General features: G+C 36.5%; 20 protein-coding genes. 17 read left to right on the top strand and 3 right to left on the bottom strand.

From position 1 onward, the window contains the following. Positions 1 to 85 precede the first annotated feature (85 nt). The 9 genes from EUBELI_RS05545 to EUBELI_RS05505 all read left to right on the top strand — a co-directional run bounded on the left by EUBELI_RS05545 (position 86) and on the right by EUBELI_RS05505 (position 8,118). On the top strand, positions 86 to 1,615 hold the full coding sequence (locus EUBELI_RS05545) for a sodium/proline symporter (RefSeq protein ID WP_012739380.1): 1,530 nt from the start codon (positions 86 to 88) through the stop codon (positions 1,613 to 1,615). Positions 1,616 to 1,659: 44 nt separating this feature from the next. Beyond that, the gene (locus EUBELI_RS05540) at positions 1,660 to 2,379 is read left to right on the top strand and encodes a LytR/AlgR family response regulator transcription factor (protein ID WP_012739379.1); all 720 of its coding nucleotides are present in this window, start codon (positions 1,660 to 1,662) and stop codon (positions 2,377 to 2,379) included. 2 nt (positions 2,380 to 2,381) lie between these two features. Then, the gene (locus EUBELI_RS05535) at positions 2,382 to 3,494 is read left to right on the top strand and encodes a sensor histidine kinase (protein WP_012739378.1); all 1,113 of its coding nucleotides are present in this window, start codon (positions 2,382 to 2,384) and stop codon (positions 3,492 to 3,494) included. A gap of 185 nt (positions 3,495 to 3,679) precedes the next feature. Next, positions 3,680 to 4,468 (top strand): hypothetical protein, encoded by a 789-nt coding sequence (locus EUBELI_RS05530; RefSeq protein ID WP_012739377.1) that lies wholly within the window; start codon positions 3,680 to 3,682, stop codon positions 4,466 to 4,468. A gap of 5 nt (positions 4,469 to 4,473) precedes the next feature. Beyond that, positions 4,474 to 5,127, top strand: coding sequence for an ATP-binding cassette domain-containing protein (locus EUBELI_RS05525; protein ID WP_012739376.1), 654 nt, complete (start codon positions 4,474 to 4,476; stop codon positions 5,125 to 5,127). Beyond that, complete coding sequence (locus EUBELI_RS05520) at positions 5,128 to 5,973, top strand: hypothetical protein (protein ID WP_012739375.1); 846 nt, start codon at positions 5,128 to 5,130, stop codon at positions 5,971 to 5,973. Further along, positions 5,960 to 6,493: a hypothetical protein gene (locus EUBELI_RS05515; RefSeq protein ID WP_012739374.1), complete on the top strand. Its 534-nt coding sequence runs from the start codon at positions 5,960 to 5,962 to the stop codon at positions 6,491 to 6,493. The genes EUBELI_RS05520 and EUBELI_RS05515 overlap by 14 nt, the downstream gene beginning before the upstream one ends. Beyond that, the gene (locus EUBELI_RS05510) at positions 6,494 to 7,321 is read left to right on the top strand and encodes a hypothetical protein (RefSeq protein WP_012739373.1); all 828 of its coding nucleotides are present in this window, start codon (positions 6,494 to 6,496) and stop codon (positions 7,319 to 7,321) included. It begins immediately after the preceding gene. 17 nt (positions 7,322 to 7,338) lie between these two features. Further along, the gene (locus EUBELI_RS05505) at positions 7,339 to 8,118 is read left to right on the top strand and encodes a hypothetical protein (RefSeq protein WP_012739372.1); all 780 of its coding nucleotides are present in this window, start codon (positions 7,339 to 7,341) and stop codon (positions 8,116 to 8,118) included. 53 nt (positions 8,119 to 8,171) lie between these two features. On the opposite strand, the gene EUBELI_RS14800 is transcribed toward EUBELI_RS05505, so the two are convergent. Together EUBELI_RS14800 and EUBELI_RS05500 are read right to left on the bottom strand one after the other, a co-directional pair. Then, positions 8,172 to 8,294, bottom strand: coding sequence for a hypothetical protein (locus EUBELI_RS14800; RefSeq protein ID WP_012739371.1), 123 nt, complete (start codon positions 8,292 to 8,294; stop codon positions 8,172 to 8,174). A gap of 68 nt (positions 8,295 to 8,362) precedes the next feature. Continuing rightward, positions 8,363 to 12,613 carry a 2-hydroxyacyl-CoA dehydratase gene (locus EUBELI_RS05500; protein WP_012739370.1) on the bottom strand — a complete coding sequence of 1,417 codons (4,251 nt, stop codon included), beginning with the start codon at positions 12,611 to 12,613 and terminating at the stop codon, positions 8,363 to 8,365. 315 nt (positions 12,614 to 12,928) lie between these two features. On the opposite strand from EUBELI_RS05500, the gene EUBELI_RS05495 reads away from it, so the two are divergent. The 4 genes from EUBELI_RS05495 (at position 12,929) to EUBELI_RS05480 (ending at position 18,449) form a co-directional block, all read left to right on the top strand. Next, entirely contained in the window at positions 12,929 to 13,951 is a 1,023-nt protein-coding gene (locus tag EUBELI_RS05495) for a rhomboid family protein (protein WP_012739369.1), read from the top strand. 103 nt (positions 13,952 to 14,054) lie between these two features. Continuing rightward, the gene (gene pyk, locus EUBELI_RS05490; protein ID WP_041688110.1) at positions 14,055 to 15,482 is read left to right on the top strand and encodes a pyruvate kinase; all 1,428 of its coding nucleotides are present in this window, start codon (positions 14,055 to 14,057) and stop codon (positions 15,480 to 15,482) included. A gap of 528 nt (positions 15,483 to 16,010) precedes the next feature. Then, positions 16,011 to 17,234, top strand: a complete 1,224-nt coding sequence (gene tyrS, locus EUBELI_RS05485; RefSeq protein ID WP_041688109.1) for a tyrosine--tRNA ligase — start codon at positions 16,011 to 16,013, stop codon at positions 17,232 to 17,234. A 24-nt stretch (positions 17,235 to 17,258) separates the two neighbouring features. Further along, on the top strand, positions 17,259 to 18,449 hold the full coding sequence (locus EUBELI_RS05480) for a hypothetical protein (protein WP_012739366.1): 1,191 nt from the start codon (positions 17,259 to 17,261) through the stop codon (positions 18,447 to 18,449). Between the two features lie 55 nt (positions 18,450 to 18,504). Here EUBELI_RS05480 and EUBELI_RS05475 read toward each other — a convergent pair whose 3' ends face one another. Then, positions 18,505 to 20,232: an Rqc2 family fibronectin-binding protein gene (locus EUBELI_RS05475; RefSeq protein ID WP_012739365.1), complete on the bottom strand. Its 1,728-nt coding sequence runs from the start codon at positions 20,230 to 20,232 to the stop codon at positions 18,505 to 18,507. A gap of 133 nt (positions 20,233 to 20,365) precedes the next feature. On the opposite strand from EUBELI_RS05475, the gene EUBELI_RS05470 reads away from it, so the two are divergent. The 4 genes from EUBELI_RS05470 to rlmD all read left to right on the top strand — a co-directional run bounded on the left by EUBELI_RS05470 (position 20,366) and on the right by rlmD (position 23,667). Continuing rightward, positions 20,366 to 21,244 (top strand): YicC/YloC family endoribonuclease, encoded by an 879-nt coding sequence (locus tag EUBELI_RS05470; RefSeq protein WP_012739364.1) that lies wholly within the window; start codon positions 20,366 to 20,368, stop codon positions 21,242 to 21,244. A gap of 104 nt (positions 21,245 to 21,348) precedes the next feature. Continuing rightward, complete coding sequence (gene gmk / locus EUBELI_RS05465; RefSeq protein WP_012739363.1) at positions 21,349 to 21,978, top strand: guanylate kinase; 630 nt, start codon at positions 21,349 to 21,351, stop codon at positions 21,976 to 21,978. A gap of 4 nt (positions 21,979 to 21,982) precedes the next feature. Next, complete coding sequence (gene rpoZ / locus EUBELI_RS05460) at positions 21,983 to 22,363, top strand: DNA-directed RNA polymerase subunit omega (protein ID WP_049777911.1); 381 nt, start codon at positions 21,983 to 21,985, stop codon at positions 22,361 to 22,363. Between the two features lie 134 nt (positions 22,364 to 22,497). Beyond that, on the top strand, positions 22,498 to 23,667 hold the full coding sequence (gene rlmD / locus EUBELI_RS05455) for a 23S rRNA (uracil(1939)-C(5))-methyltransferase RlmD (protein WP_012739361.1): 1,170 nt from the start codon (positions 22,498 to 22,500) through the stop codon (positions 23,665 to 23,667). Positions 23,668 to 23,829: the final 162 nt, after the last annotated feature.

The following is a 23,829-nucleotide window of genomic DNA, read 5'->3' as shown; positions in this document are numbered from 1 at the left end:
TTTAATCCCTTTTCGCTTTTTATAAAGCCGAATGTATGCTATAATAGGTACATTCGCGTATTTATGAAAGGAAAAGGGATTTTTTATGTCAAACATTATTATTTTAGCAGCAATTATACTTTACCTCGGAATGGTGGTATGGATAGGAGTAATCTGTTCTAAGAAGAACAGTGATGTAGGAGACTTCTATCTTGGTGGAAGAAAGTTAGGACCTGTTGTTACTGCAATGAGTGCAGAAGCGTCAGACATGAGCAGTTACCTGCTTATGGGTGTTCCGGGACTGGCATACCTTACAGGTCTTGCTGACGCAACATGGACAGCAATTGGTCTTGCACTTGGTACATACCTTAACTGGCTTATTGTTGCCAAGAAGATAAGATTATATTCACATGGTTATCAGGCAATAACACTTCCTGATTATTTTTCTAAGAGATTCGGGGATGACAAGCATGTAATTACATTAATATCAGCAGCACTTATTGTAATATTCTTTATACCATACACAGCATCAGGCTTTGCTGCCTGCGGAAAGCTGTTTAACAGTCTTTTAGGTTTTGATTATCATGCAGCAATGATTGTCAGTGCTGTTGTTATTGTACTTTACTGCACAATGGGTGGATTCCTTGCAGCAAGTACATCAGATCTTGTACAGAGTATTATTATGACATTCGCACTTGCTGTCGTTGTAATATTCGGAATTGTGCAGGCTGGAGGAATGGGAGCTGTACTTGATAATGCCAAGGCACTTCCTGGATATCTTGATATGTTCCATACACATATTGCAGAGACTAATACATCTGGAGACTATGGATTCTTTAAGATTGTTTCAACACTTGCATGGGGACTCGGATACTTCGGTATGCCACATATCCTTTTAAGATTCATGGCTATTGAAGATGAGAACAAGTTAAAGATTTCAAGAAGAATTGCTACTGTATGGGTATTCATATCACTTATTGTTGCAACTGGAATCGGTGTAATAGGACTTACACTTTCAAAGAATGGTATTATTGATACCCTTACAGGTTCAGAATCAGAGACAATTATTGTTAAGATATCACATTATCTTTCAACATTTAACCCTGTAGCAGCATTTATAGCAGGAATTATCCTTGCAGGTATTCTTGCAGCAACCATGTCAACAGCAGATTCACAGCTTCTTGCAGCTTCATCTGCTATATCACAGAACCTTGCGGTTGAGGTGTTACATATTAATATGTCTAAGAAGACATCAATGCTTGTTGCAAGACTTACAGTTGTTGTTATATCAGTTATATCAATATTCTTTGCACTTGATCCTACAAGCTCAGTATTTAAGATTGTTTCATTTGCATGGGCAGGTTTCGGTGCAGCATTCGGTCCTGTAGTTCTATGCTCACTTTTCTGGAAGAGAGCCAATAAGTATGGAATTATATCGGGCATGATTGCAGGTGGAGCAATGATATTTATATGGAAATTCGGAATTGCAAAGCTTGGAGGAATATTTGCTGTATATGAGCTTTTACCAGCATTTATCTTCGCAACATTAGTTATTATTGTTGTAAGTCTTGCTACAGGAAAGCCATCTAAGGAAGTTATGGATAAGTTTGAAGAAGTTAAGAATATGAGCAAATAATTCATGTCTCTTAATGTAATATGTAGAAGAGAGTTTTATATAATATGGGATATAATATAGCAATATGTGATGATGATAATTTAATGGCTCAGAATATTAAAAATTCAATGTTACATGAATTTAGTAACAAAGGATGGCAGGATGTTACTATTGATTATTATGAAGATGGTGTCAGGCTGTTATCAAGCATTGAAGCGGATAATTCATACAGGGTGGTTTTATTGGATATCAATATGGAGCCTATGGACGGATTTCAGATTGCAGAGCAGATAGCAAAAAGTAATTCGAAAATTCTTATAGTTTTTGTGACTTCACATGAAGAAACAGTATATGATTCTTTTGATTATATGCCTTTTTATTTTATCAGAAAGTCACGATATGAGATATCTGTAAAAAGAGTTGTTAATAAAATTATTGACAGGGAAAATCATGAAAAGAAAATAATGGTTGAAAGTAAGGATGGTCTGGTGGCTATAGATACAGCTAATATAATATATGCTGTAAGTCAGGATCATTATATTACAATATTCACAACCGATGATAATTATGTTATAAGAAAAAGTATGACAGAACTGGAAAATGAATTAAAGAATTATTTCATTAACCGTGCACACAAAAAGTATCTTGTTAATTATCGTTTTGTAAAAAAGATTAATAGTTCTACAGGTGAGGTGTTACTTGTTACAGGTGAGACTATCAGGCTTGGACGCAATTATAAAGATATATTTGAGAAAGGGTTAGTACTGTATTATCGTACATTATAATCATGTTAAATATATATAATTCTATAACCATTCTGCAGTATTTTATACTTGTTATAATAGGTGTCATATTTTTAAAAAAAGTATCAGAATTACTGGCTAAAAGGATTAACAGAATTACAGCATACGTTATTGCGGTTATAGTTACTATAAGTATTACAGCTATATATTATACGGTTGTGAAAGCTTATACAAATATACCATCACAGTCAGATGTTATTATTCTAATGCTTGTATATATTGTCACAATGGTTGTACTTGAGACATTTTTATCTATAAGAAGAGGATGTTTTACAGCAGCAGACAGGATGAAAGTATTTCTGTATATTATTATTACGATAGCAGTATATGCAATGCTTGTATGGCTGTCAGGTTATATTGGTCAGGAATATAAAAAATATCTGCTTCTGGCAGGATTGTTACAGCTGATGCTGGCTTACATATTTTATAGCATATCAGTAAGGCTCTATGAAGAAAATTATAATGAGAAAGAGGCAGACCGTCTTCGTAATAAAATCAATCTTGGAGAAGATTACCTGAAGAATGTCCAGGCTATGGATAAGCAGATCAGAGTGATTAAGCATGATATGAAGAATCAGTTACAGACACTTACAGAACTGATAAAGTCAAAAAAATATGATGAAGCTGAACAATTCTTGAAGATGTACGGAATGAATCTTGAGAGTACACAGGATTATATACATACAGACAATCTGCTTTTTAATACAATTATTAATAATAAAATTCAGTATGCAAAGTCAGAAAAAATCATCGTATCTTCCAGCATTAATAAAAAAATTAAGCAGATGAAGGATAATGATTTATGTACAGTAATAGGTAATTTAATCGATAATGCCATAGAAGCGGAGCTAAGAGAGAATGAATACAGAGAGATTGAGATAAGTTCATTCTGGAATGGAGAAGAATGTGTATTCCGTATAGGAAACTTTGTGTCGAAGTCAGTTCTTGATAATAATGAGGAGCTTCAGACTGTTAAAGCTGATAAAGCTTCACATGGTTTAGGAACGCAGATTATAAGAAATCTAATGAAAAAGAATAAAGGAATATGTGATTACTACGAAGAGGGTGAAATGTTTTATTGCACAATCAGGTGGTAGTAATAGCAAAAAAGACCGCAATGCGGTCTTTTTTTAATACTATACTAAAAAAATATGTCGTTCACGCCATATATTTGTCGTTTACGACATTGCGGTTGAAAGTGGTTTACAGGTGTGGTTATTATATAATCAGGTCTGTAAGATATTACACATAAAAAGAGTAAAGAAAATGCGGGGTATAAGTAATGAGAAGAAAAAAGATAGTACCTTGCTTGTTCCTTACAGTGGCGTTGTGTGGCTGCACAACGCAGACTGTAGAGGATGCAAAGCAGATAGAAGAGAGTAAAACATATGTAAGCAAGTATGAATATGAAACAGATACAGACGGAAAGACCGAGACACAGGCATACAGCGAAGAAAAGCCGACATTCACAGACTGGGAGACAGTAACGGGAATAACAGATCCGGCAGTTGATTATAAAGAAGGAACAGTAAAATACAAAAGCATGAATGAAGAATTCTCAATGGGAGCATATGAATATTCGGTTACAGAGGCAGTAATAACAAAGGATTTAAATTATGCATATGAGATAATGAATAAAGATTCAGCAGACTTGATTTTGGGGAAAGAATTGAAATCATATACAACGGGAAGAGTGAGAGGAGAAAGAGAGGATTTTCTGTGGATTAAGGTTCATGTGAAATATGATGGAGATAAGGATTTTAAAACAAGCATGCAGACTTTTTTAATAAAAAGGGATGATGGTCATTTATGGGATAGTGGAATTATGTGTCTTGTACAGGATGAGGCTACATTATTATATCCAAAAGAAAGTTACAAAACAAAAGATGTAATATTAAAAGCAGGAGAAGAGAGAGACTATTGGTTTCTGTTCAGCGTATATAAATATAATCCGCAGATTAATGAATTATATATGGGTGGAACATTAGGAACTGCGTGTGATACAAATAGTATTAAAAATTATAGTGGGAATCTTATAGAGTTAAAAATTGAGGATAAAACAGAGAGGTGAATAATATGTATATTGAGTTGAAAAATGTAACAAAGAAAATAAGAGGTGTAACAGTTCTTGACAATGTGAGTCTTCGTATGGAGTCTGGAAATATATATGGCTTCAAAGGTAAAAATGGAAGTGGTAAGACTATGCTTATGAGAGCAGTTGCAGGACTTATAAGAGTTGATGGAATTGTTGATATTAATGGGAAAATAATGGGTAAAGATATGATGTTTCCAGACAGTATAGGAATTCTTATAGAGAACCCTGCATTTATTAACAATTATACAGGATTTGAGAATCTTAAAACTCTTGCATCTATAAGAGAAAGAATTGATGATGAAAGAATAAGAGAGACTCTTAGTGAGGTCGGTCTTGAACCATATGATAAAAGAACTTTTCGTAAGTATTCGTTAGGTATGAAACAGAGATTAGGCATAGCAGCAGCAATAATGGAAAATCCTGATATTATAATATTGGACGAGCCGATTAATGCTTTGGATGATTCAGGAACAGAGCAGGTAAGCAAGCTTCTTATGAAACATAAAGAACGGGGAGCACTTATTATTATTGCATGTCATGATGCAGAAGAACTTGATTATTTATCAGACGATATAATAGAAATTGCAGAGGGAAGAATCAAAAATAATAAAGCTGACAAAGGAGGAACTAATTAAATGCATGAATTAAATGTGTTATTAAAGATAGAATTTAAAAGATTATTTAAAAATAAATTATTTTATATTTCATTATTTATAGGAGTTGTGCTTGCAACAGGTTCCTTTATTAATAAAGTAATTCCACATATGGATATTCTTAATGGATTTGATGGAAGTGTTGCCTCATATCCTTTTTCTGTTTTTAATTCATGGATGGGAATTTTTATTGGTTTTGATCCATTTGCAACAGCATATGTATATGTGTGTATGTTATTCTGTGCATTGCCATACTGTGGTAATTTTTCAAGGGATAATCACAACCAGTACATATTGCAGTATTATAGCAGAGCATCGAGGAATAAGGTGCATGCAGCCAGATTCATTACAACATTTGTTTCGGGAGGAATGCTTGTCCTTCTGCCTGTATTAATGAATCTTATAGCAACCATGATGTGTGTTCCGGCACTTTCTCCTGTTGAAAATGGATTATTTATCGGTTCAGGAAAGTCTTTTATGGGATGTCTGTTTTATAATCATACATTTGTATACATAATTATTTATCTTGTTCAGTTTTTTGTATATGGTGGAGCTTTTTCTGTAGTTTCATTAGCTGTTGCATTTTTATTTGATAATGCATTTCTTGTTATGATTTCACCATTCATCGCTTATTATGGTGTAGGTGTGTTATCTACAGTCGGTAAAAATATTTTTGGACTGTATACATTTAATCCTATGTCTTATATTAGTCCATCAAATGTTCTTATGGATAATGGACTTATAGGTTTTATTCTGGAACCGTTAATTATTATACTGGTAAGTGGTGTAATATTCTTTTGGAAAGGAGCAGCGAATGAAGTTTTATAAATTTTTGATTACGGCAGCTTGCATTGCCATAGCAGCAGTATGTATTGCATTGATAGTAAGAGTTAATAGAGCATTTCCAAATGCAGAGGAGGTTAGTTATACCAAAGATAATCCGGCAGATTTAGACGGGCTGGAGATAACTCCTGTTAATGCTAAAGTATATACTCTTGAGGATTATTCTAAGATTTCAGATCAGTATAAGAATGTAAGCGAAGAAAAAGCTAAAAATGTAAGAATTATTGTTATGACTGTAAGATTAAGAAATACAACTGATCAGGTTATTAATTATGTACCAAGCTTTATATGCGTTGTTGAGGAGCTTAACGGAAGCAATGGTGTACAGCCGGTTAGTAATTCGATGAGGAGAATCACATTAGATCCGGGACAGACTCAGGAAGTAAGATTTCAGGCATATATGGGACCTAATCAGCTGAATCCTAAGAAATTTTCAAAGCTAGAGTCTTCTACGATAACTTTAGTGTATTCTTATTATCCATTAAAGAAAAAGCTGGTGTTTTAAATGAAATGTTTTAAAAATGTTTTCAAGGCAGATATCAGGCGGTTTTGTAATGCAAGCTGGAAGTTTTTTGCAGCATTTATAGTATATTGTATATTGCAGGCGGTGATTTTTTATACAGGTGCAGTTAAGTTCATACATAAAGGAATCATTGATGGTGTATCTTTTGGAGATTCCATGCTGTATTTCTTTAAAGGAGCAAAAAAATTCATAATTCGTGGCAATACACCTATGGATATACCTATTTTTGGCATGCTTGTTGTGTTGTATCTGCTGCTGATAATTGCATTATATATTAATTCTGATAAGAATGCGCTTGGCAAAAGTATAATAGTAGCGTCAAGGTCACCTGTATACTGGTGGATTAGTAAATGCTTAATTGTTGTTATTGCTGCATGTGTATATATGATTATAATATGTGCGACACATTTTCTGATGGGAATGGCCATAGTAAATAGCAGATTTTATTCTGGTATTTCATTAACCTCCGAGAATACTATCAGGATTTTTCTTGGAAGTGGGGATATCCCACAGAATACTAATATGGCAATAATGTTATTAATGTGTTTGGTATGTTTTATTACAGTTGCAATTGTTCAGCTTTTTATTACATATATTTCAAATGCGGTATATGGTTTTATTGTCAGCATAGTGTATTATGTTGTATCAATATGTTACATGAAGTGGTTTTGCTTTATTAATTATATGATGATGTATAGGATATCTGAGGTATATAATTACTGGAAATATGGCTTGTGTATGATGCTGTGTGTATGTGCTGGCATTATAACGGCAGGAATTATATATTCACGAAAAAGGGATTTCCTGTAAAGTTAAGGGGTTTACCTATGAATGAAAGAGTGAAAAAGTATTTAAGCGTTATGCTGGCGTATGGGATACCAGTCATGCTGATAATGAAAACGGTTCCATTCATGTCTGGTTATCTGAAAGGACTTGATGCATGTGTGGCTGATTACTTTCTGTTCTTTTTTGACTGGAAGTCGAATGGGTTCATATGTATGTATGAAATAGTTCTGTTTAGTTTTTTTATGGTTACAATAATCAAAACAGAATTATTGCCAAACAGGATTGTTTTATATAATTCAAGGATTAAGCTGTTTTGCAGCTGCATAAAAAAATGTATTGCTTTAACATATTTGGTTCCGCTCTTTAATGCGGTTATTACTATGGTGGTATCACTTAGTAATCATGCAGTATGGGCATGCAACTGGGGAGCAGAAGGAAGTGTTTCAAAATATATGCTGCCATATTGTGATTTTGCTAAAGTAAGTACAGTGACAGTTATTTTAGCATCAGTTCTTGCAGATGTTCTCAGAATGCAGGCAACATTGCTTATAATATGTATTGTATACTGGCTTACCAGATCAACTGTTTTTACATATATTCTGGTATATATAAATGTACTGGCGGTAGGGATTTTGTCTAAAATTAAAATAATGGGAATATCATTTTCTGGTGTGTATTCTAAAATGATTATTGAGCGCTCATATGCATATGCGTATGGAATTGTGCTTAAGGATAATGTTATAGTTCCATTGATGATAGTATTGATTCTTGCAGTTTCAGGAATTGTTTTATTCAGAGTGTATAGGAAAGATATTCTGTAATTGACAGAATTAAAAAAGGCTTTAACCGGAAAATACTGGTTAAAGCCTTTTTCTTAATCTTCGTCGTTAATATCTTTCTGTGAAACAGCAGCAGCTACAACTGATATGATAACCACAGCAGATATAATAGCAACTGCAACACCTATAATTGGTCCGATGAATAACATAAAACTCATAATATCACACCTCTTCGAACATATTTATTATATCCATTATATATCGGAATTATAATATGTACAAGCAATTAAGCGTCTTTTTTAGATTCTTTTTCTTCTTTAGCAAGGTTTTTGTTAGCAGTAGAAAGCATAAGCTTGATTCTGTTTAACTGGTTAACTTCGGAAGCACCAGGATCATAATCTACAGCAATTATGTTAGCTTCAGGATATGCTGCACGAAGCTCTTTGATAACTCCCTTTCCTACAATGTGGTTAGGCAGACATGCAAATGGCTGACAGCATACGATATTGCCTACACCATGATGGATAAGCTCAATCATTTCACCGGTAAGAAGCCAGCCTTCACCAGTCTGATTGCCAAGTGATACGAAGTCTTTAGCGTAATTGGCTGTCTCACTAATCTTAGATGGAGCATCGAATCTCTTGCTTTCTGCAAGTGCCTTGGTTCCAGCCTTTCTGAAGGTTTCAAGTATCTTTATAAGTGTACTTGAAAGAATAGCCCCTTTCTTAGGTGTCTTTAATAATTCATGCTTATATGTTGAATTCTGCATACAGTAGAGAAGGAATCCCATAAGGTCAGGCATAACAGCCTCAGCACCTTCTGCCTCAAGTAACTCAATAATGTGGTTGTTAGCAGCAGGCATGAACTTAACAAGAATCTCTCCAACAACACCAACTCTAGGCTTCTTGATATCCTTAAGCGGGATATTATCAAAGTCCTTAACAATTGCACGGAGGTTCTTATTGAACTCTTTCATATGAACCTTATTTTTAGTAAGCTGCTCAATGCAGACCTTCTTCCATTTTTCATGAAGTGCATTAACTGAACCAGGAACTGCCTCGTAAGGTCTTGTACGGTATACAACATTCATGAATATATCACCATATTCAACAGCCATCATAGCTTTCTTAAGCATTGGTATGTCATAGCTGAAGCCTGGATTAGATTCAAGTCCCTGTGCACTCAGTGAGATTACAGGAACATCTGGAATACCAGCCTTTATGAGTGCTCTTCTGATGAATCCGATATAGTTGGAAGCACGGCATCCACCACCTGTCTGTGACATAATCACAGCAGTTCTTGAAAGGTCGTATTTGCCTGAAAGAAGGGCGTTCATAATCTGTCCGACTACCATAAGTGAAGGGTAGCATGCGTCGTTATTAACATATTTAAGACCTACATCTACTGATGACTTGTTGTCGTTCTCAAGGACTTCAATATTGTAGCCACATGAATTAAGGGCAGGACCTAATATGTCAAAATGTATTGGTGACATCTGAGGGCAGAGAATTGTGTAATTCTTTCTCATATCTTCAGTAAACTGTACTCTGTGGTAGGCAGATGACTGAATCTTTCTCTGGTAATTCTTCTGTTCACGGACTCTTAATGCTGCGATAAGAGAACGTACTCTGATTCTTGCAGCACCAAGGTTATTAACCTCATCAATCTTAAGTACTGTATATATCTTTCCAGACTTAGTAAGTATGTCGTTGACAGCGTCAGTAGTAACGGCATCAAGACCGCATCCAAATGAATTGAGCTGGATAAGGTCGAGATTATCTACAGTCTTTACATAGTTAGCAGCAGCGTAAAGTCTTGAATGATACATCCACTGGTCAAGAATGATAAGAGGTCTTTCAACTGTTCCTAAATGTGCAACACTGTCCTCTGTAAGTACTGCAAGTCCGTATGAATTAATAAGTTCAGGAATACCGTGGTTTACTTCAGGGTCAACATGGTAAGGACGGCCGGCAAGTACAATACCGCGCTTTCCGGTTTCGTTAAGGTAAGCAATTACTTCTTCACCTTTATTTCTGACATCCTGTCTGCAAGCCATCATTTCATCCCATCCGGCTTTGACAGCAGACTTAATCTCTGCGGCAGGAATGTATGATGAGAATTCCTCAACGAGTCTTTTTGATATCTTCTCCTCACTTTCAAATGACATGAAAGGATTTCTGAAATCTATATTTTCTGACTTAAGTTCTTCTACATTATTCTTGATGTTCTCGGCATAAGAAGTAACGATAGGGCAGTTATAATGGTTGTTAGTGCCTTCATATTCGTTATGCTCATAAGGTACACATGGATAGAAGATAAATTTAACTCCCTGCTTAATAAGCCACATGATATGACCATGTGCAAGCTTTGCAGGATAACACTCTGACTCTGATGGAATTGACTCAATACCTAATTCGTAAAGCTTGTGACTTGACTGAGGTGAGAGTACAACCCTGTATCCGAGTTTTGTGAAAAATGTATACCAGAACGGATAGTTTTCATACATATTAAGAACTCTTGGAATACCTACAGTACCTCTTACAGCCTTTTCTTCTGAAAGAGGCTCATAGTCAAAGAGTCTGTGGAACTTATAATCGAAAAGGTTAGGAAGCTTTTCTTTGTTCTTCTCTTTACCAAGTCCACGTTCACATCTGTTACCTGTGATAAACTGTCTGCCGCCAGAGAATTTATTGATTGTAAGGTGACAACTGTTAGTACATCCCTTACATCTTGTAAGCTTTGTTTCATATGTAAGAGAGTTAATCTTATCTATAGAAAGCATAGATGATTCTGATATACCGTCATATCTTTCTCTTGCAATAAGGGCAGCACCAAAAGCGCCCATTATACCTGCGATATCAGGTCTGATTGCCTGAACGCCTGTAATCTTCTCAAAACTTCTAAGAACTGCATCGTTGTAGAATGTACCACCCTGAACAACGATATGCTTACCTAAATCATCAGGGTCAGAAATCTTGATAACCTTGTATAAAGCATTTTTAATAACAGAATAAGCAAGTCCGGCAGAGATATCTGCAACTTCAGCACCTTCCTTCTGAGCCTGCTTAACCTTGGAATTCATGAATACTGTACAACGTGTTCCCAAGTCAATAGGATGGTTCGCAAATAAAGCAGCCTTGGCAAAGTCCTGAACTGTGAAGTTGAGGGATTTTGCAAATGTTTCTATGAATGAACCACATCCTGATGAACATGCTTCGTTAAGCTGTACTGAATCTACAGTCTGATTCTTAATCTTGATACATTTCATATCCTGTCCACCGATATCGATGATACAGTCTACATCCGGGTCAAAGAAAGCAGCAGCGTAAAAATGTGACACTGTCTCAACTTCTCCCTCATCTAACATAAGAGCCGACTTGATAAGTGCTTCGCCATAACCTGTTGAGCATGACTGCACAATCTTGGCTTCTGGTGGAAGCAGTGTATATATCTCTTTAATAGCTTTAATTGTTGTAGCAAGTGGTGAACCGTTATTGCTTGAGTAGAATGAGTAAAGAAGATTACCGTCTTCATCAACTAAAGCAACCTTGGTTGTTGTTGAACCCGCATCGATTCCGAGATAGCAGTTGCCCTTGTAAGATGCGATATCAGCAGTTTTAACATGATGAGAGCTGTGACGCTTTGTGAATTCATCATATGCAAACTGGTTCTCAAAAAGAGGTTCCATACGTTCAACCTCGAATTCAAGCTTAATCTTTCCTTTGAGTCTTGCGATAATGTCTTCTACAGGAACACATACATCTTCACTGTAATTCATTGCTGAACCAACAGCAGCAAATAAGTGTGAATGGTCAGGAGCAATGATTTCATCCGGACCTAAGCTTAATGTACGGATAAATGCCTGTCTTAACTCTGATAAGAAATGAAGTGGTCCGCCTAAGAATGCAACATTACCACGGATTGGTTTACCACATGCAAGACCACTGATTGTCTGGTTTACAACAGCCTGGAATATAGATGCAGAAAGGTCTTCCTTAGTTGCACCTTCATTGATAAGAGGCTGGATATCAGTCTTGGCAAATACACCACATCTTGCGGCAATAGGGTATATTGACTTATAGTTCTTGGCATATTCATTAAGTCCCATTGCGTCTGTCTGTAACAGAGTTGCCATCTGGTCAATGAAAGAACCTGTACCGCCGGCACATATTCCGTTCATTCTCTGGTCAATACCGTTAGTAAAGTAGATAATCTTAGCATCCTCACCACCAAGCTCGATTGCAACATCACACTGTGGAGCATAATCCTGAAGGGCAGTAGACACGGCTACTACCTCCTGTGTGAATGGTACTTCTAAATGTTTGGCAAGAGTAAGTCCGCCTGAACCTGTGATAACAGGATATACTTCAAATTCGCCAAGCTCAGCCACTGCCTTTTCAAGAAGTGACTGGAGTGTTTCCTGGATATTCGCAAAATGCCTTTCATAATCAGAAAATAAAATATTATTATTATCATCTAAAACAGCGATTTTTACAGTTGTTGATCCAATATCAATACCTAATTTGAATTTGTTCATAACCTAATACAGCTGTAGCTGTCCTCCTTAAAATAAATATACAAAAGTTACCCATTGCATAGTGACTTTGGCGAAAAAACGCAGAATATGTCATTTTCTATGCAACTTATGCATTATAGAGTAAAATGGAATAAATTTCAATATTAATAGGAAATAATAAAATAGCTTTAATTATTTATGGTGGATATTTTTATTAAAATTTAAGAACTTAAGAGTAAGTTTAATTGACATCATATTGTTTTGTTTATTATAATTTCTTGTATATGATTATGAATTATTAGTCTGTAACATGTGTAAGACTGAAAGGAACATTTTATGAACTGGTTTGCTAAATTTGAGAAAAAATTCTCTAAGTATGCGATTAAAAATCTTATGTTTTATATCATTGTCCTTTATGCAATAGGATTTGTGATGAATACATTTTTTAATGGATTATATGACGCATATTTTTCACTTGATTTTGCTATGATTTTTAAAGGACAGGTATGGAGACTCATCACATTTATATTACAACCTCCTTCTAACAGCATAATATTTGTGGTATTTGTGCTGTATTTCTACTATCTGATTGGTTCGGTACTTGAAAGAATATGGGGCTCGTTCAGATTTAATGTATACTTCTTTACAGGAGTTATCCTTAATATACTTGCATCACTTATTATCTATCTTATATGGGGATTAAGCTTTAAATTAAGTACGAATTATATTAATCTTGCCTTGTTCATGGCATTCGCTATGGAGCAGCCGGATATGGAGGTTTTATTATTCTTCATTATCCCAATCAAGATTAAATGGATGGCAATACTTGATGCTGTAATATTCGGAATTACTATAGTATTCGGATATCTTGTGCCTTTTCTTCCAAGAAATGTATGGTACAGCCTGTATGCAGCAGGTTTTCTTGCACCATCAGCAATTATGTGTTATGCCAATGCAACGGCGGCGCTTGTGTCAATGCTGAATTTCATAATATTCTTCTTCCTGTACAAGAAAGGCCCTGCAAAGAGCAGTACACAGAGAAACTTCGACAAAGCAATGAGAACAGCAAAGAAAGCACAGCAGAACGCCAGAAAAGACTATTGGCAGCAGAATAGTGGCAACACTCAGGGCAATGGTGGTCAGCCATTATATGGAGATAAGTCTAAGGATAGTCAGGCACAACAAAGTCAGGCACAACACGCGAAGCGCGGCGTGCCGAAGCACAGATGTGCAGTATGCGGAAGGACAGAACTTGACGACGAAAACCTCACATTCAGATTCTGCTCAAAATGCGTCGGCAACTACGAATACTGTTCCGACCACTTATATACCCACATCCATGTAACTGGTGATAAATAAGGTAAAGCTTGTTAAATAAAAAACTTAGTTGATTTGACACGCAAATATGTTATTATATTGTAGGTATGTGTTTGAAAAGATTTTAATTATTTTGGAGGAAACAATGAAAAAGACTAAGATTATTTGCACAATGGGTCCTAATACTAACGACAGAAACCTTATTAAGGATCTTGCGTTAGCAGGAATGGATATTGCAAGATTTAATTTTTCTCATGGTGACCATGAGGAGCAGGCAGGAAGATTTGCCTTAATTAAAAGTGTAAGAGAAGAACTTAATATCCCTATTGCAACTCTTCTTGATACTAAGGGACCTGAGATTAGAACAGGTGCTGTTAAGGATGACAAGAAGGTTACACTTGTTGAGGGACAGAAATATACATTAACAACAAGACAGGTGCCAGCAGATGATAAGATTAATATGGTAACTTATGCAGGTCTTCCAGAAGATGTTACTACAGGTAATATTATTCTTATCGATGATGGTCTTATCGAGCTTAAGGTTGATAAGGTTGAAGGTACAGAGATTGAATGTACAGTAATTAATGGTGGTGAGCTTGGTTCTAAGAAGGGTGTTAATGTTCCTAACGTAAGCATCAGACTTCCAGGCATCACAGAGAAAGATAAGGAAGATATCATCTTTGGTGTTGAGCAGGGATTTGATTTTATCGCAGCTTCATTTGTAAGAAATGCAGCATGTATCGAGGAAATTAAGCACCTTCTCTGGGAGCATGGTTCAGATATCCCAGTTATTGCTAAGATTGAGAATGCCGAAGGTATTGCTAATATAGATGATATCATCAGAGTTGCTGATGGTATCATGGTAGCCCGTGGCGATATGGGTGTTGAGATTCCTGCTGAGGAAGTTCCACATGTTCAGAAGGAAATCATCAAGAAGTGTAATGCTAAGTATAAGCCAGTTATCACAGCTACACAGATGCTTGATTCTATGATCAGAAATCCAAGACCTACAAGAGCTGAGGTTACTGATGTTGCTAACGCTATCTACGACGGAACAGATGTTGTTATGCTTAGTGGTGAGACTGCTAATGGAAAGTACCCATTAGAGGCTGTTAAGATGATGGTTAAGATTGCAGAAAGAACAGAGCGGGAGATTAAAGGACATTCAGTAGAATATTCTAATCTTCACAGCAAGAGAAGCATTTCAAGCGCTGTATGTAATGCTGCAGTTCAGACAGCAGATAACCTTGGAGCTAAGGCTATTATCTGTCCTACAATTTCAGGATTTACAGCAAGACTTACATCTAAGTTAAAGCCAGAAGCTGAGATTATCGGATGCTCTCCATACGATAACGTTCTTAGAAAGATGCAGATTTACTGGGGTGTAAGACCTCTTAAGACTGCTACAGAAGCTTCTACTGATAAGATTATTGAGCATGCATTAGTAGTTTCTGAACATGCTGGATTCGTAGAAGAAGGAGATACAGCAATTGTTTCTGCTGGTATTGCTACATCTTCTGATCCTTCATCTAAGAGAGGACTTACTAACACAATGAGAGTAGTTACAATCTAGTGTTAATTTGATACATTTGTTTCGGAATGAGGCTTGATTTTAATATTCTATTATGTTATAAGTAATACACAATTAATATTACAAAGCGTTGATGGAAACAAGTAGGTTATTACTGAACTTACAGAAAGCAGCCGGTTGATGAGAGGCGCAAGGGTAAGGGTAACTGAATACATTCCGGAGCGGCGAACTGAAAGCATATTTGTAAGTAGGGGCAGCCGGAGTAGCACACGTTATAGTGCATAAGTCCATGCTGGTGGACTTAATGAGGTGGCAGATGCGAGTCTGTCATGAATAAAGGTGGTAACACGTAAGTTCAGGCTTTCGTCCTTTTAAAGAAGGGCGGAAGCCTTTCGTTTTTTGCGCGAGTAGCGATGAGAATACAAGCGGAAATCTCACAATCATGCTTGCATGAATTGTGAGATTATCGCTTGCATTCGAGGAGCACCGCGACAACGACAGAACGAAGTTCTGGAGTATGAGCTGAGAGAGCGAGCAGCAATAAGAAAAATGAAAAGAGAGGAAACAAAAATGACACTTTATGACGAATTGGTTGCAAGAGGTCTTATTGCACAGGTAACAGATGAAGCACTTATCAAAGACCTTATTAACAATGGAAAGGCTACATTTTACATTGGATTTGATCCAACAGCAGACAGCCTTCATGTAGGACACTTTATGGCACTCTGCCTTATGAAGAGACTCCAGATGGCAGGAAATAAGCCAATCGCACTTATTGGCGGTGGAACAGCTATGATTGGTGATCCATCAGGACGTACAGATATGAGAAAAATGCTTACACCAGAGCAGATTCAGCACAATGTTGACTGCTTCAAGAAGCAGATGGCAAGATTCATTGATTTCTCAGATGACAAGGCATTACTTGTTAATAATGCTGACTGGCTTCTTAATCTTAACTATGTAGAACTTTTAAGAGAGGTTGGAGCATGCTTCTCAGTTAATAACATGTTAAGAGCTGAATGCTACAAGCAGAGAATGGAAAAGGGATTAAGCTTCCTTGAGTTTAACTACATGATTATGCAGTCATACGATTTCTATATGTTATACCAGAAATACGGCTGTAATTTACAGTTTGGCGGTAATGACCAGTGGAGCAACATGTTAGGTGGAACAGAGCTTATCAGAAGAAAGCTTGATAAGGATGCTTCAGCTATGACAATCACACTTCTTCTTAACTCAGAGGGTAAGAAGATGGGTAAGACAGCTTCAGGTGCTGTATGGCTTGATCCGGATAAGACAAGTCCTTACGATTTCTACCAGTACTGGAGAAATGTTGATGATGCAGATGTTCTTAAATGCATCCGTATGCTCACATTCCTTCCACTTGAAGAGATTGACAAGATGGATAGCTGGGAAGGTGCTCAGCTTAACAAGGCTAAGGAGATTCTTGCTTATGAGCTTACAAAGCTTGTTCATGGTGAGGAAGAAGCTAAGAAAGCAGAAGCTACAGCAAAGGCAATCTTTACTGGTGGGGATGCAGCTAACATGCCTACAGCAAAGCTTGAAGCAGACAGCTTTACAGATGATGAAATTGATGCAATTAATCTTGTGTTTGGAGCAGGACTGGCAACAACTAAGTCAGAGGCCAGAAGAACTATCCAGCAGGGTGGTGTTTCTGTAGATGGAGAGAAGGTAGCAGATATAGCAGCTAAGTTCCCTAAGAGTATGTTCGAAGGAGACGGAGTAGTTGTTAAGAAGGGTAAGAAATCTTTCGTTAAAGTATCTGTTAATTAATTGTTTCCCTGAAAAGGAAGGATTATGAAAAAAGATGAGATTACAAGGGTGAGGCTTTTAAGCCTCGCCGTTCTTATGGCTCTGAGTCTGTTTATTCTTCTTGTTCCTGTAGGAAGTAATGAATTTGCTCAGATAATCAGTAAAATGAATAATAATGCACTCAACATTCCGGAAAGCCAGAATTCAGTATATAATCTGTATTATTATACAGGTTTTAATGTTGTTTATCAGTTGTTCTTTTCACTTACAATCCTTTTTACGGCAATGTCTGTGGCAGGAATCCTTTTAAGAATCGGTAATACAGGAATTGCTGCATTTGTATCTGCAATATTGAATTTATTGACAGGTATGCTGCTGTTGTTTGCAAGAATATGGGAGTCATCAGTATCCATGCATGCAATGATTGATTCAGTGTATCTTGACGGAGTAGTGAAAGAACAGATTGAGACAACCCAGTTACTTGATAAAGTTCCTGTTCTGTATATCCTTTTAATAGTTCTTGGAATTCTTGAATTATTAATGGTGAAAAGTTCTGGAATTATGCGCATAAAGATGTTCGCTAAGAATAAGAAAACAAATGCTGTAAATTACCTTGTTCCGGCGCTTATAATTTATGCGTGGGCTGGTTTTATAAGACAGGATATATTGTCTGTGATTATAAGAAATGGTGATTCACAAAGAATGACAATTAATGAATATCTTACGGCATATTATATTGGCAATAAAATATTCTTTAACTGGTCATGGATGATAATGCTTTTAATAGCAACCATTATTTGTATAATTATACAATCAGGCGTTATCAAGGGATTAAGCTGCAGGGCAGGAATGTTGGCAGGTATAGGTATTCCGGCACTTGTAACGATAATACCATCTGTTATATATGCATTTAATCCACCGGCACTGTTTGGATATCTTACACTTGATATATCATTATGTGACATGACTGATAACGCATTTTACATGTATCTTGTAACTTTCTGCGTGTGCATGACGGCTGCATACATACTGATATATCTTGTGATAAGCGGGCTTCTGGATATGAGAAAGCTGGCAGGTATATTTGTTATAAATGTTGTTATAAGTGTAATTCTTATGATTATTGTTTCGGGCAAATCTTCACTTGCAATCCAGTATATGCCGTGGATAGTGGCAGATTGTGCGTCAGTTATACTGGCAGTTGTAAGTATTGCATTAAAACCAGTGAATAAATAAAAATAATGGCTGAGTCAGATGAGGTGACACCTCAGATTCTGATTCAGCCAATTTTTTATAACTGTTTTATTTTGCTGATGTCCGTGTCTGCAACCATTGAGTAGTTGGTGTAATACACAACGAATCCCGGTTTGGCACCGGCAGGCTTTTTAACTTCCTTCTTTAATACATAATCGACTTCAACTTTTTCCTGCTCACGGCCTTTAGAGTAATAGGCGGCAAGGCTTGCTGCTTCTTCAAATGTCCTGTCAGGAACTTCCTTTCCATCTGTTTTGAGAAGTACATGAGAGCCTGGCATCTGCTTGGCGTGAAACCACCAGTCATTGCCGTTGCCTGTCTTGAAGGTAAGTTCGTCATTCTGTATGTTATTCTTTCCAACATATATGTCAAATCCATCGCTTGATACAAAATGCATCGGCTTGTTGGCTGTGATTTTGTGCTTTCCTTTAACAGTCCTTTTAATATATCCAGTTTCAATAAGCTCTTCCTTAATGTTAGCAAGATCAGCCTCTGTTACTGAAATCTCAATTGCATTGATAATAGATTCAAGGTAACTTATTTCTTCAGTAATCTCTTGAATAAGACGGATTCCGGCTTCATAGGTTCTTTTAAGCTTGTTATATCTTGCAAAATATTTGTTGGCATTCTCAATTGGTGTGAGAGTGTTATCAAGCGGAATCTTAATTGTAGTATTATCGTAGTAATTAAGTGCTTCATATTCCTTAGAACCTGCAGGAATACTGTAAGCATAGGTTGTAAGAAGCTCGCCGTAGATACGGTATTTGTCTTTTTTTTCAGTGTCCTTTATCTGCTTTTCCTGAATGTCAAGCTTCTTGTATGCTCTTTCAAGATGTGTTGTTACAATTCTTCTTATATCAACAGACTTCTGGTGGATTCGTGTTGCAATCTCTTTCTGTCTGTAATAATCGATAATCAATCTGCTTATAGAATCATATTCTGTGTGGTTGTCATACATAGAAAGCTTCACAGCGGCAAATTCTGCAGGCACACCGTTGTCAGTTACCATATCGGGGTGGTAGATACCATTTCTTACATCGGACATAAGTGCGTCAAATACGTTGTATAATGCATCTTTCATAGGCTCATCAAGACAGTTGGCAGGGTGTCCGCCATCAACTCCGGCACGGTATGCAAGCTCTTCTGCTATACATGTGCTTATTCCTGTATAGCTTGAAAGCAGCGCCTTGACAACAGGTACAGGCTTTGAAAATACTGTTTCGTCAAAATGCTTTCTGTCAGCTTCAAGCGGATTAATCTTGTCAGAAGTATTAGGAATGAAATAAGGTCTACCAGGTAAAACTTCCCTGACTGAGCTTGTCTGTGCTGATATATGCTTGATACTGTCTAATATAGTATTATTGTCGTCACATAATATTATATTGCTGTGCTTTCCCATGAATTCTGCGATTATGTGCTTTCTGCACAGGTCGCCAAGTTCATTTAAATGTTCTGCCTCAATATCAATTACACGCTCAAATTTTGGCTGTGTTATAGATATTATTCTTCCATTATTCAAATGTTTTCTAAGAAGCATGCAGAAATTCGGTGCAGTAGCAGGGGATGGCTTGTTATCGTCTGTAAGATATGCAAGAGGAAGCGATGCATTTGCAGATAAAACAAGTCTGTACTGACCAGATTGTGTCTTTATTGTAAGCATTATTTCATCGGCTTCAGGCTGTGATATCTTGTAAAGTCTTCCGCCGTTAATTGTGTTGTTTAATTCATTAACAATACTGGATATTGTAATTCCATCGAATGCCATAATGTCTCCTTTAATTAATATTCATTAATCTTATTGCATTATATTAACATACTTATTGCTGTAAGTCTTGTTATCTTTCACAAAAATTGGTATACTTTCCTAAGCATTATATGCGAATGGAAGGATAGAAACAATGATTAAAAGTATGACAGGCTTTGGCCGGAGTGAAATAGTTAAAGGTAACAGAAAAATTTCAGTTGAGATTAAGTCAGTTAATCACAGATATCTTGAAGCAGGTATCAAGATGCCTAAGAAGCTTAATGTATTCGAGAGCAGAATGAGAGACTTACTTAAGAAGTATGCAACAAGAGGCAAGATTGATATATTTATTAATTATGAGGATGATTCAGAAAGTCAGGTTAATCTTAAGTTCAACCAGAATATAGCTGATGAATATATGGCTATATTTAATAATATGTCCGAAAAATACAATCTTAAAAATGATATGACTGTTGGAGGTCTTGCCAGATTTCCAGAGGTTATCACAATGGATGAAGTGCAGGAAGACGAAGAGGAGCTGTGGCATTTTATAGAGGAAGCCATGAAGGCAGCCTTAGAACAGTTTGTTAATACAAGAATTCTTGAAGGTGAGAATCTTAAGAAAGATCTTTTAGGAAAGTTAGACCACATGGAGGAGCTTGTTGCATTTGTTGAAAAGAGAAGTCCTGAAATTATGAAGGAATACCGCAGCAAGTTAGAGAGTAAGGTTAAAGAACTTCTTGGCGATACAACTATTGATGAGAGCAGAATCGCAACAGAGGTTATTATATACGCAGACAAGATATGTGTTGACGAAGAAACTGTAAGATTAAGAAGCCATATCGAGCATGCAAGAAAATGTCTTAACGAGGATGGCGGCATTGGAAGAAAGATGGATTTCATTGCACAGGAGATGAACAGAGAGGCTAACACAACTCTATCTAAGGCTAATGACATTGAGATATCTAATGCAGCTATTGACTTAAAGACTGAGATTGAGAAGGTAAGAGAGCAGATTCAGAACATTGAGTAGGCTTTCAATATATTTTTAATTGGTTTTGATTAAATTTACTTGATTGTTTCGGGCTTGTTAGGTATAATAACTTGTGCACTTTATGTGCAGAATGAGGTAATTATATGAGCAAAGGACTATTATTAGTTATTTCAGGATTTTCTGGTGCAGGAAAAGGAACTGTTATGAAGCGACTTTTAGAGCTTCATGACGAGTATTCACTTTCTATATCAGCTACAACAAGAAAGCCAAGAGAAGGCGAAGCTGATGGAAGAGAATATTTCTTTAAGACTGTAGAAGAATTCGAGAAGATGATTGCTGAAGATGCTTTAATAGAGCATGCACAGTATGTTGGCAATTATTACGGAACACCAAAGGCATATGTTGAAGAACAGCTTGATAAGGGTAACAATGTTATTCTTGAGATTGAGATACAGGGTGCCATGAATATCAAGAGAATGTTCCCGGATGCAGTGCTTATGTTTATAACACCACCGTCAGCGGCAGAACTTGAAAAGAGACTCCGTGGCAGAGGAACAGAAGATGAGGCGACAATTAAAGCCCGTCTTTCAAGAGCAGCAGAGGAAGCAGAAGGTGTTGAGGATTATGATTACATAGTTATCAATGATGAAGTCGATTTATGTGTCGGCCGTATTCATGATATTGTGTTATCTGAGAAGATGAAAGCTAAGTATAATCTTGGACTGATTAATAATATTAAAGAAGAATTAAAGGTTTATTCGAAAGGAGAATAATATAATGATACATCCATCGTATACTGAATTAATGGCTGTAATTAACAGTGAGGTTGAAGAGGGCGAGCAGCCTTTAGTACAGAGCAGATATTCAATTGTTAAGGCAACTGCTAACAGAGCTAAGGAAATCATCGATGCAAGAAGCGTTGAGGAGAAGATTGCCAAGGCAAGAATTGAAGCAAGCAACAAGGAAAAAGAGAAAGAAAAGGACAAGGATAAGGTTGAGGAGAAGAGAATCTCTAAGGAAGATGAGAGAAAGCTTCAGGTTGGAACTCCTCTTGTAAGATGTTCAGAGAAAGACAAGCCATTATCAATCGCAGTTAAAGAATTCTGCGAAGGTAAGGTTAAGATTCTTGGAAGTACAGACGAGAATACTTCATTATAATTAACAAAGACTGATGTTAAGGGCAACTGCTTGTATGGGCGGTTGCCCTTTTGTGCGAGTAGCTAAGGCAAGACATAACGATAATCTTGAGTATGAGCTACAAGCATGAGGAGAGATGAGGAGTTAAATATTTTATGACGAATAGATATGATGAGAAAGAAAGACGGATTCACTGTGCATTTTCAGAAAAATGCGGTGGCTGTGATTATGCCGGGATGAAATATGACAATGAACTTGCAGTTAAGCAGAAGTACATTGAAGAACTTTTTGGCGAATATGTAAAAGTTGATGATATTGTAGGAATGTACAGACCAATACATTACCGCAATAAAGTTCATGCAGTTGTAGGACTTGATGATTCCAGAAATGTAATAGCAGGAACCTACGAGGAAAACAGCCACAGAATAGTTGATACATCGGACTGTATGATTGAAGATTCACAGTGTACAGACATTATTAAGGATATTAAAGAACTAATAGCTTCATTTAAATATCAGCCATATGACGAAGATGCGGGAAAGGGAATGATCCGACACATTCTTTTAAGAAAAGGATTTTCGACAAAGGAGATTATGCTTGTTATTGTTACAGCAGGAGTCGCATTTCCATCAAAGAATAATTTTCTCAAGGTGTTATGTGAAAAGCATCCGAAAATTACTACGATTGTGCAGAATATTAACGACAGACGCACAAGCATGGTGCTTGGAAATAGAAATATTGTTCTTAAGGGAAAAGGTTATATTGAGGATGTGCTGTGTGGCTGCAGGTTCAGAATAAGCCCGACATCATTCTATCAGATTAACCACCAGCAGACTGAAAAGCTGTACAAAAAGGCAATCCAGCTTGCTGATATATCAAAAAATGACACTGTAATTGATGCATATTGCGGAATTGGTACTATTGGAATAGTCGCCTCAAAAAAGGCTGGCAAAGTTATAGGAGTTGAGCTTAATTCAGAAGCTGTATCAGATGCTAAGATAAATGCTTCAATTAACAATATAAAGAATGTCACATTTGTTAATGCTGACGCAGGAGATTTCCTTGTTGAGTATGCAAAAAATGCAAAGGCAGATGTTGTTATCATGGATCCGCCAAGAAGCGGAAGCACACCGGAATTTCTTAATTCTCTTCTTAAGATTAAGCCAGACAGGATTGTGTACATTTCATGCGGACCTGATACACAGGCAAGGGATATAAAGGTGCTGATTAAGGGTGGATATAAGGTTACGGCATGTCAGCCATTTGATTTGTTTCCGCATACGGAGCATGTTGAAAATGTGATTTTATTGTCTCGAAAAGCTTAGGTTATGAAATTAAGGTAAGATTGGATATATAGCAATTTAATATAATAAGTATGGAAAGAACAGGTTGAAATATACCTGTTTTTTTAGAAATAAAAAAAGAAACGAGCAAGTCCTGTCAGGAATAATCCCTACCCAGTGAAAAACCATTTATTTTATAAAAAT

The sequence above is a fragment of the [Eubacterium] eligens ATCC 27750 genome, from assembly GCF_000146185.1.
In the GTDB taxonomy this organism is placed as follows: Bacteria; Bacillota; Clostridia; order Lachnospirales; family Lachnospiraceae; genus Lachnospira; species Lachnospira eligens.
This window is presented reverse-complemented; position numbering and strand designations above follow the sequence as displayed.

Excerpts from the sequence above, each read along its gene's own strand:
- EUBELI_RS05505 (WP_012739372.1), top strand. The coding sequence starts at position 7,339 with ATGAATGAAAGAGTGAAAAAGTATTTAAGCGTTATGCTGGCGTATGGG.
- EUBELI_RS05480 (WP_012739366.1), top strand. The coding sequence starts at position 17,259 with ATGAAAAAAGATGAGATTACAAGGGTGAGGCTTTTAAGCCTCGCCGTT.
- tyrS (WP_041688109.1), top strand. The coding sequence starts at position 16,011 with ATGACACTTTATGACGAATTGGTTGCAAGAGGTCTTATTGCACAGGTA.
- EUBELI_RS05470 (WP_012739364.1), top strand. The coding sequence starts at position 20,366 with ATGATTAAAAGTATGACAGGCTTTGGCCGGAGTGAAATAGTTAAAGGT.
- EUBELI_RS05500 (WP_012739370.1), bottom strand. The coding sequence starts at position 12,613 with ATGAACAAATTCAAATTAGGTATTGATATTGGATCAACAACTGTAAAA.
- EUBELI_RS05510 (WP_012739373.1), top strand. The coding sequence starts at position 6,494 with ATGAAATGTTTTAAAAATGTTTTCAAGGCAGATATCAGGCGGTTTTGT.
- EUBELI_RS05495 (WP_012739369.1), top strand. The coding sequence starts at position 12,929 with ATGAACTGGTTTGCTAAATTTGAGAAAAAATTCTCTAAGTATGCGATT.
- EUBELI_RS05535 (WP_012739378.1), top strand. The coding sequence starts at position 2,382 with ATGTTAAATATATATAATTCTATAACCATTCTGCAGTATTTTATACTT.
- EUBELI_RS05515 (WP_012739374.1), top strand. The coding sequence starts at position 5,960 with ATGAAGTTTTATAAATTTTTGATTACGGCAGCTTGCATTGCCATAGCA.
- EUBELI_RS05525 (WP_012739376.1), top strand. The coding sequence starts at position 4,474 with ATGTATATTGAGTTGAAAAATGTAACAAAGAAAATAAGAGGTGTAACA.
- EUBELI_RS05520 (WP_012739375.1), top strand. The coding sequence starts at position 5,128 with ATGCATGAATTAAATGTGTTATTAAAGATAGAATTTAAAAGATTATTT.
- EUBELI_RS05530 (WP_012739377.1), top strand. The coding sequence starts at position 3,680 with ATGAGAAGAAAAAAGATAGTACCTTGCTTGTTCCTTACAGTGGCGTTG.
- EUBELI_RS05545 (WP_012739380.1), top strand. The coding sequence starts at position 86 with ATGTCAAACATTATTATTTTAGCAGCAATTATACTTTACCTCGGAATG.
- rlmD (WP_012739361.1), top strand. The coding sequence starts at position 22,498 with ATGACGAATAGATATGATGAGAAAGAAAGACGGATTCACTGTGCATTT.
- EUBELI_RS14800 (WP_012739371.1), bottom strand. The coding sequence starts at position 8,294 with ATGAGTTTTATGTTATTCATCGGACCAATTATAGGTGTTGCAGTTGCT.
- EUBELI_RS05540 (WP_012739379.1), top strand. The coding sequence starts at position 1,660 with ATGGGATATAATATAGCAATATGTGATGATGATAATTTAATGGCTCAG.
- gmk (WP_012739363.1), top strand. The coding sequence starts at position 21,349 with ATGAGCAAAGGACTATTATTAGTTATTTCAGGATTTTCTGGTGCAGGA.
- EUBELI_RS05475 (WP_012739365.1), bottom strand. The coding sequence starts at position 20,232 with ATGGCATTCGATGGAATTACAATATCCAGTATTGTTAATGAATTAAAC.
- pyk (WP_041688110.1), top strand. The coding sequence starts at position 14,055 with ATGAAAAAGACTAAGATTATTTGCACAATGGGTCCTAATACTAACGAC.
- rpoZ (WP_049777911.1), top strand. The coding sequence starts at position 21,983 with ATGATACATCCATCGTATACTGAATTAATGGCTGTAATTAACAGTGAG.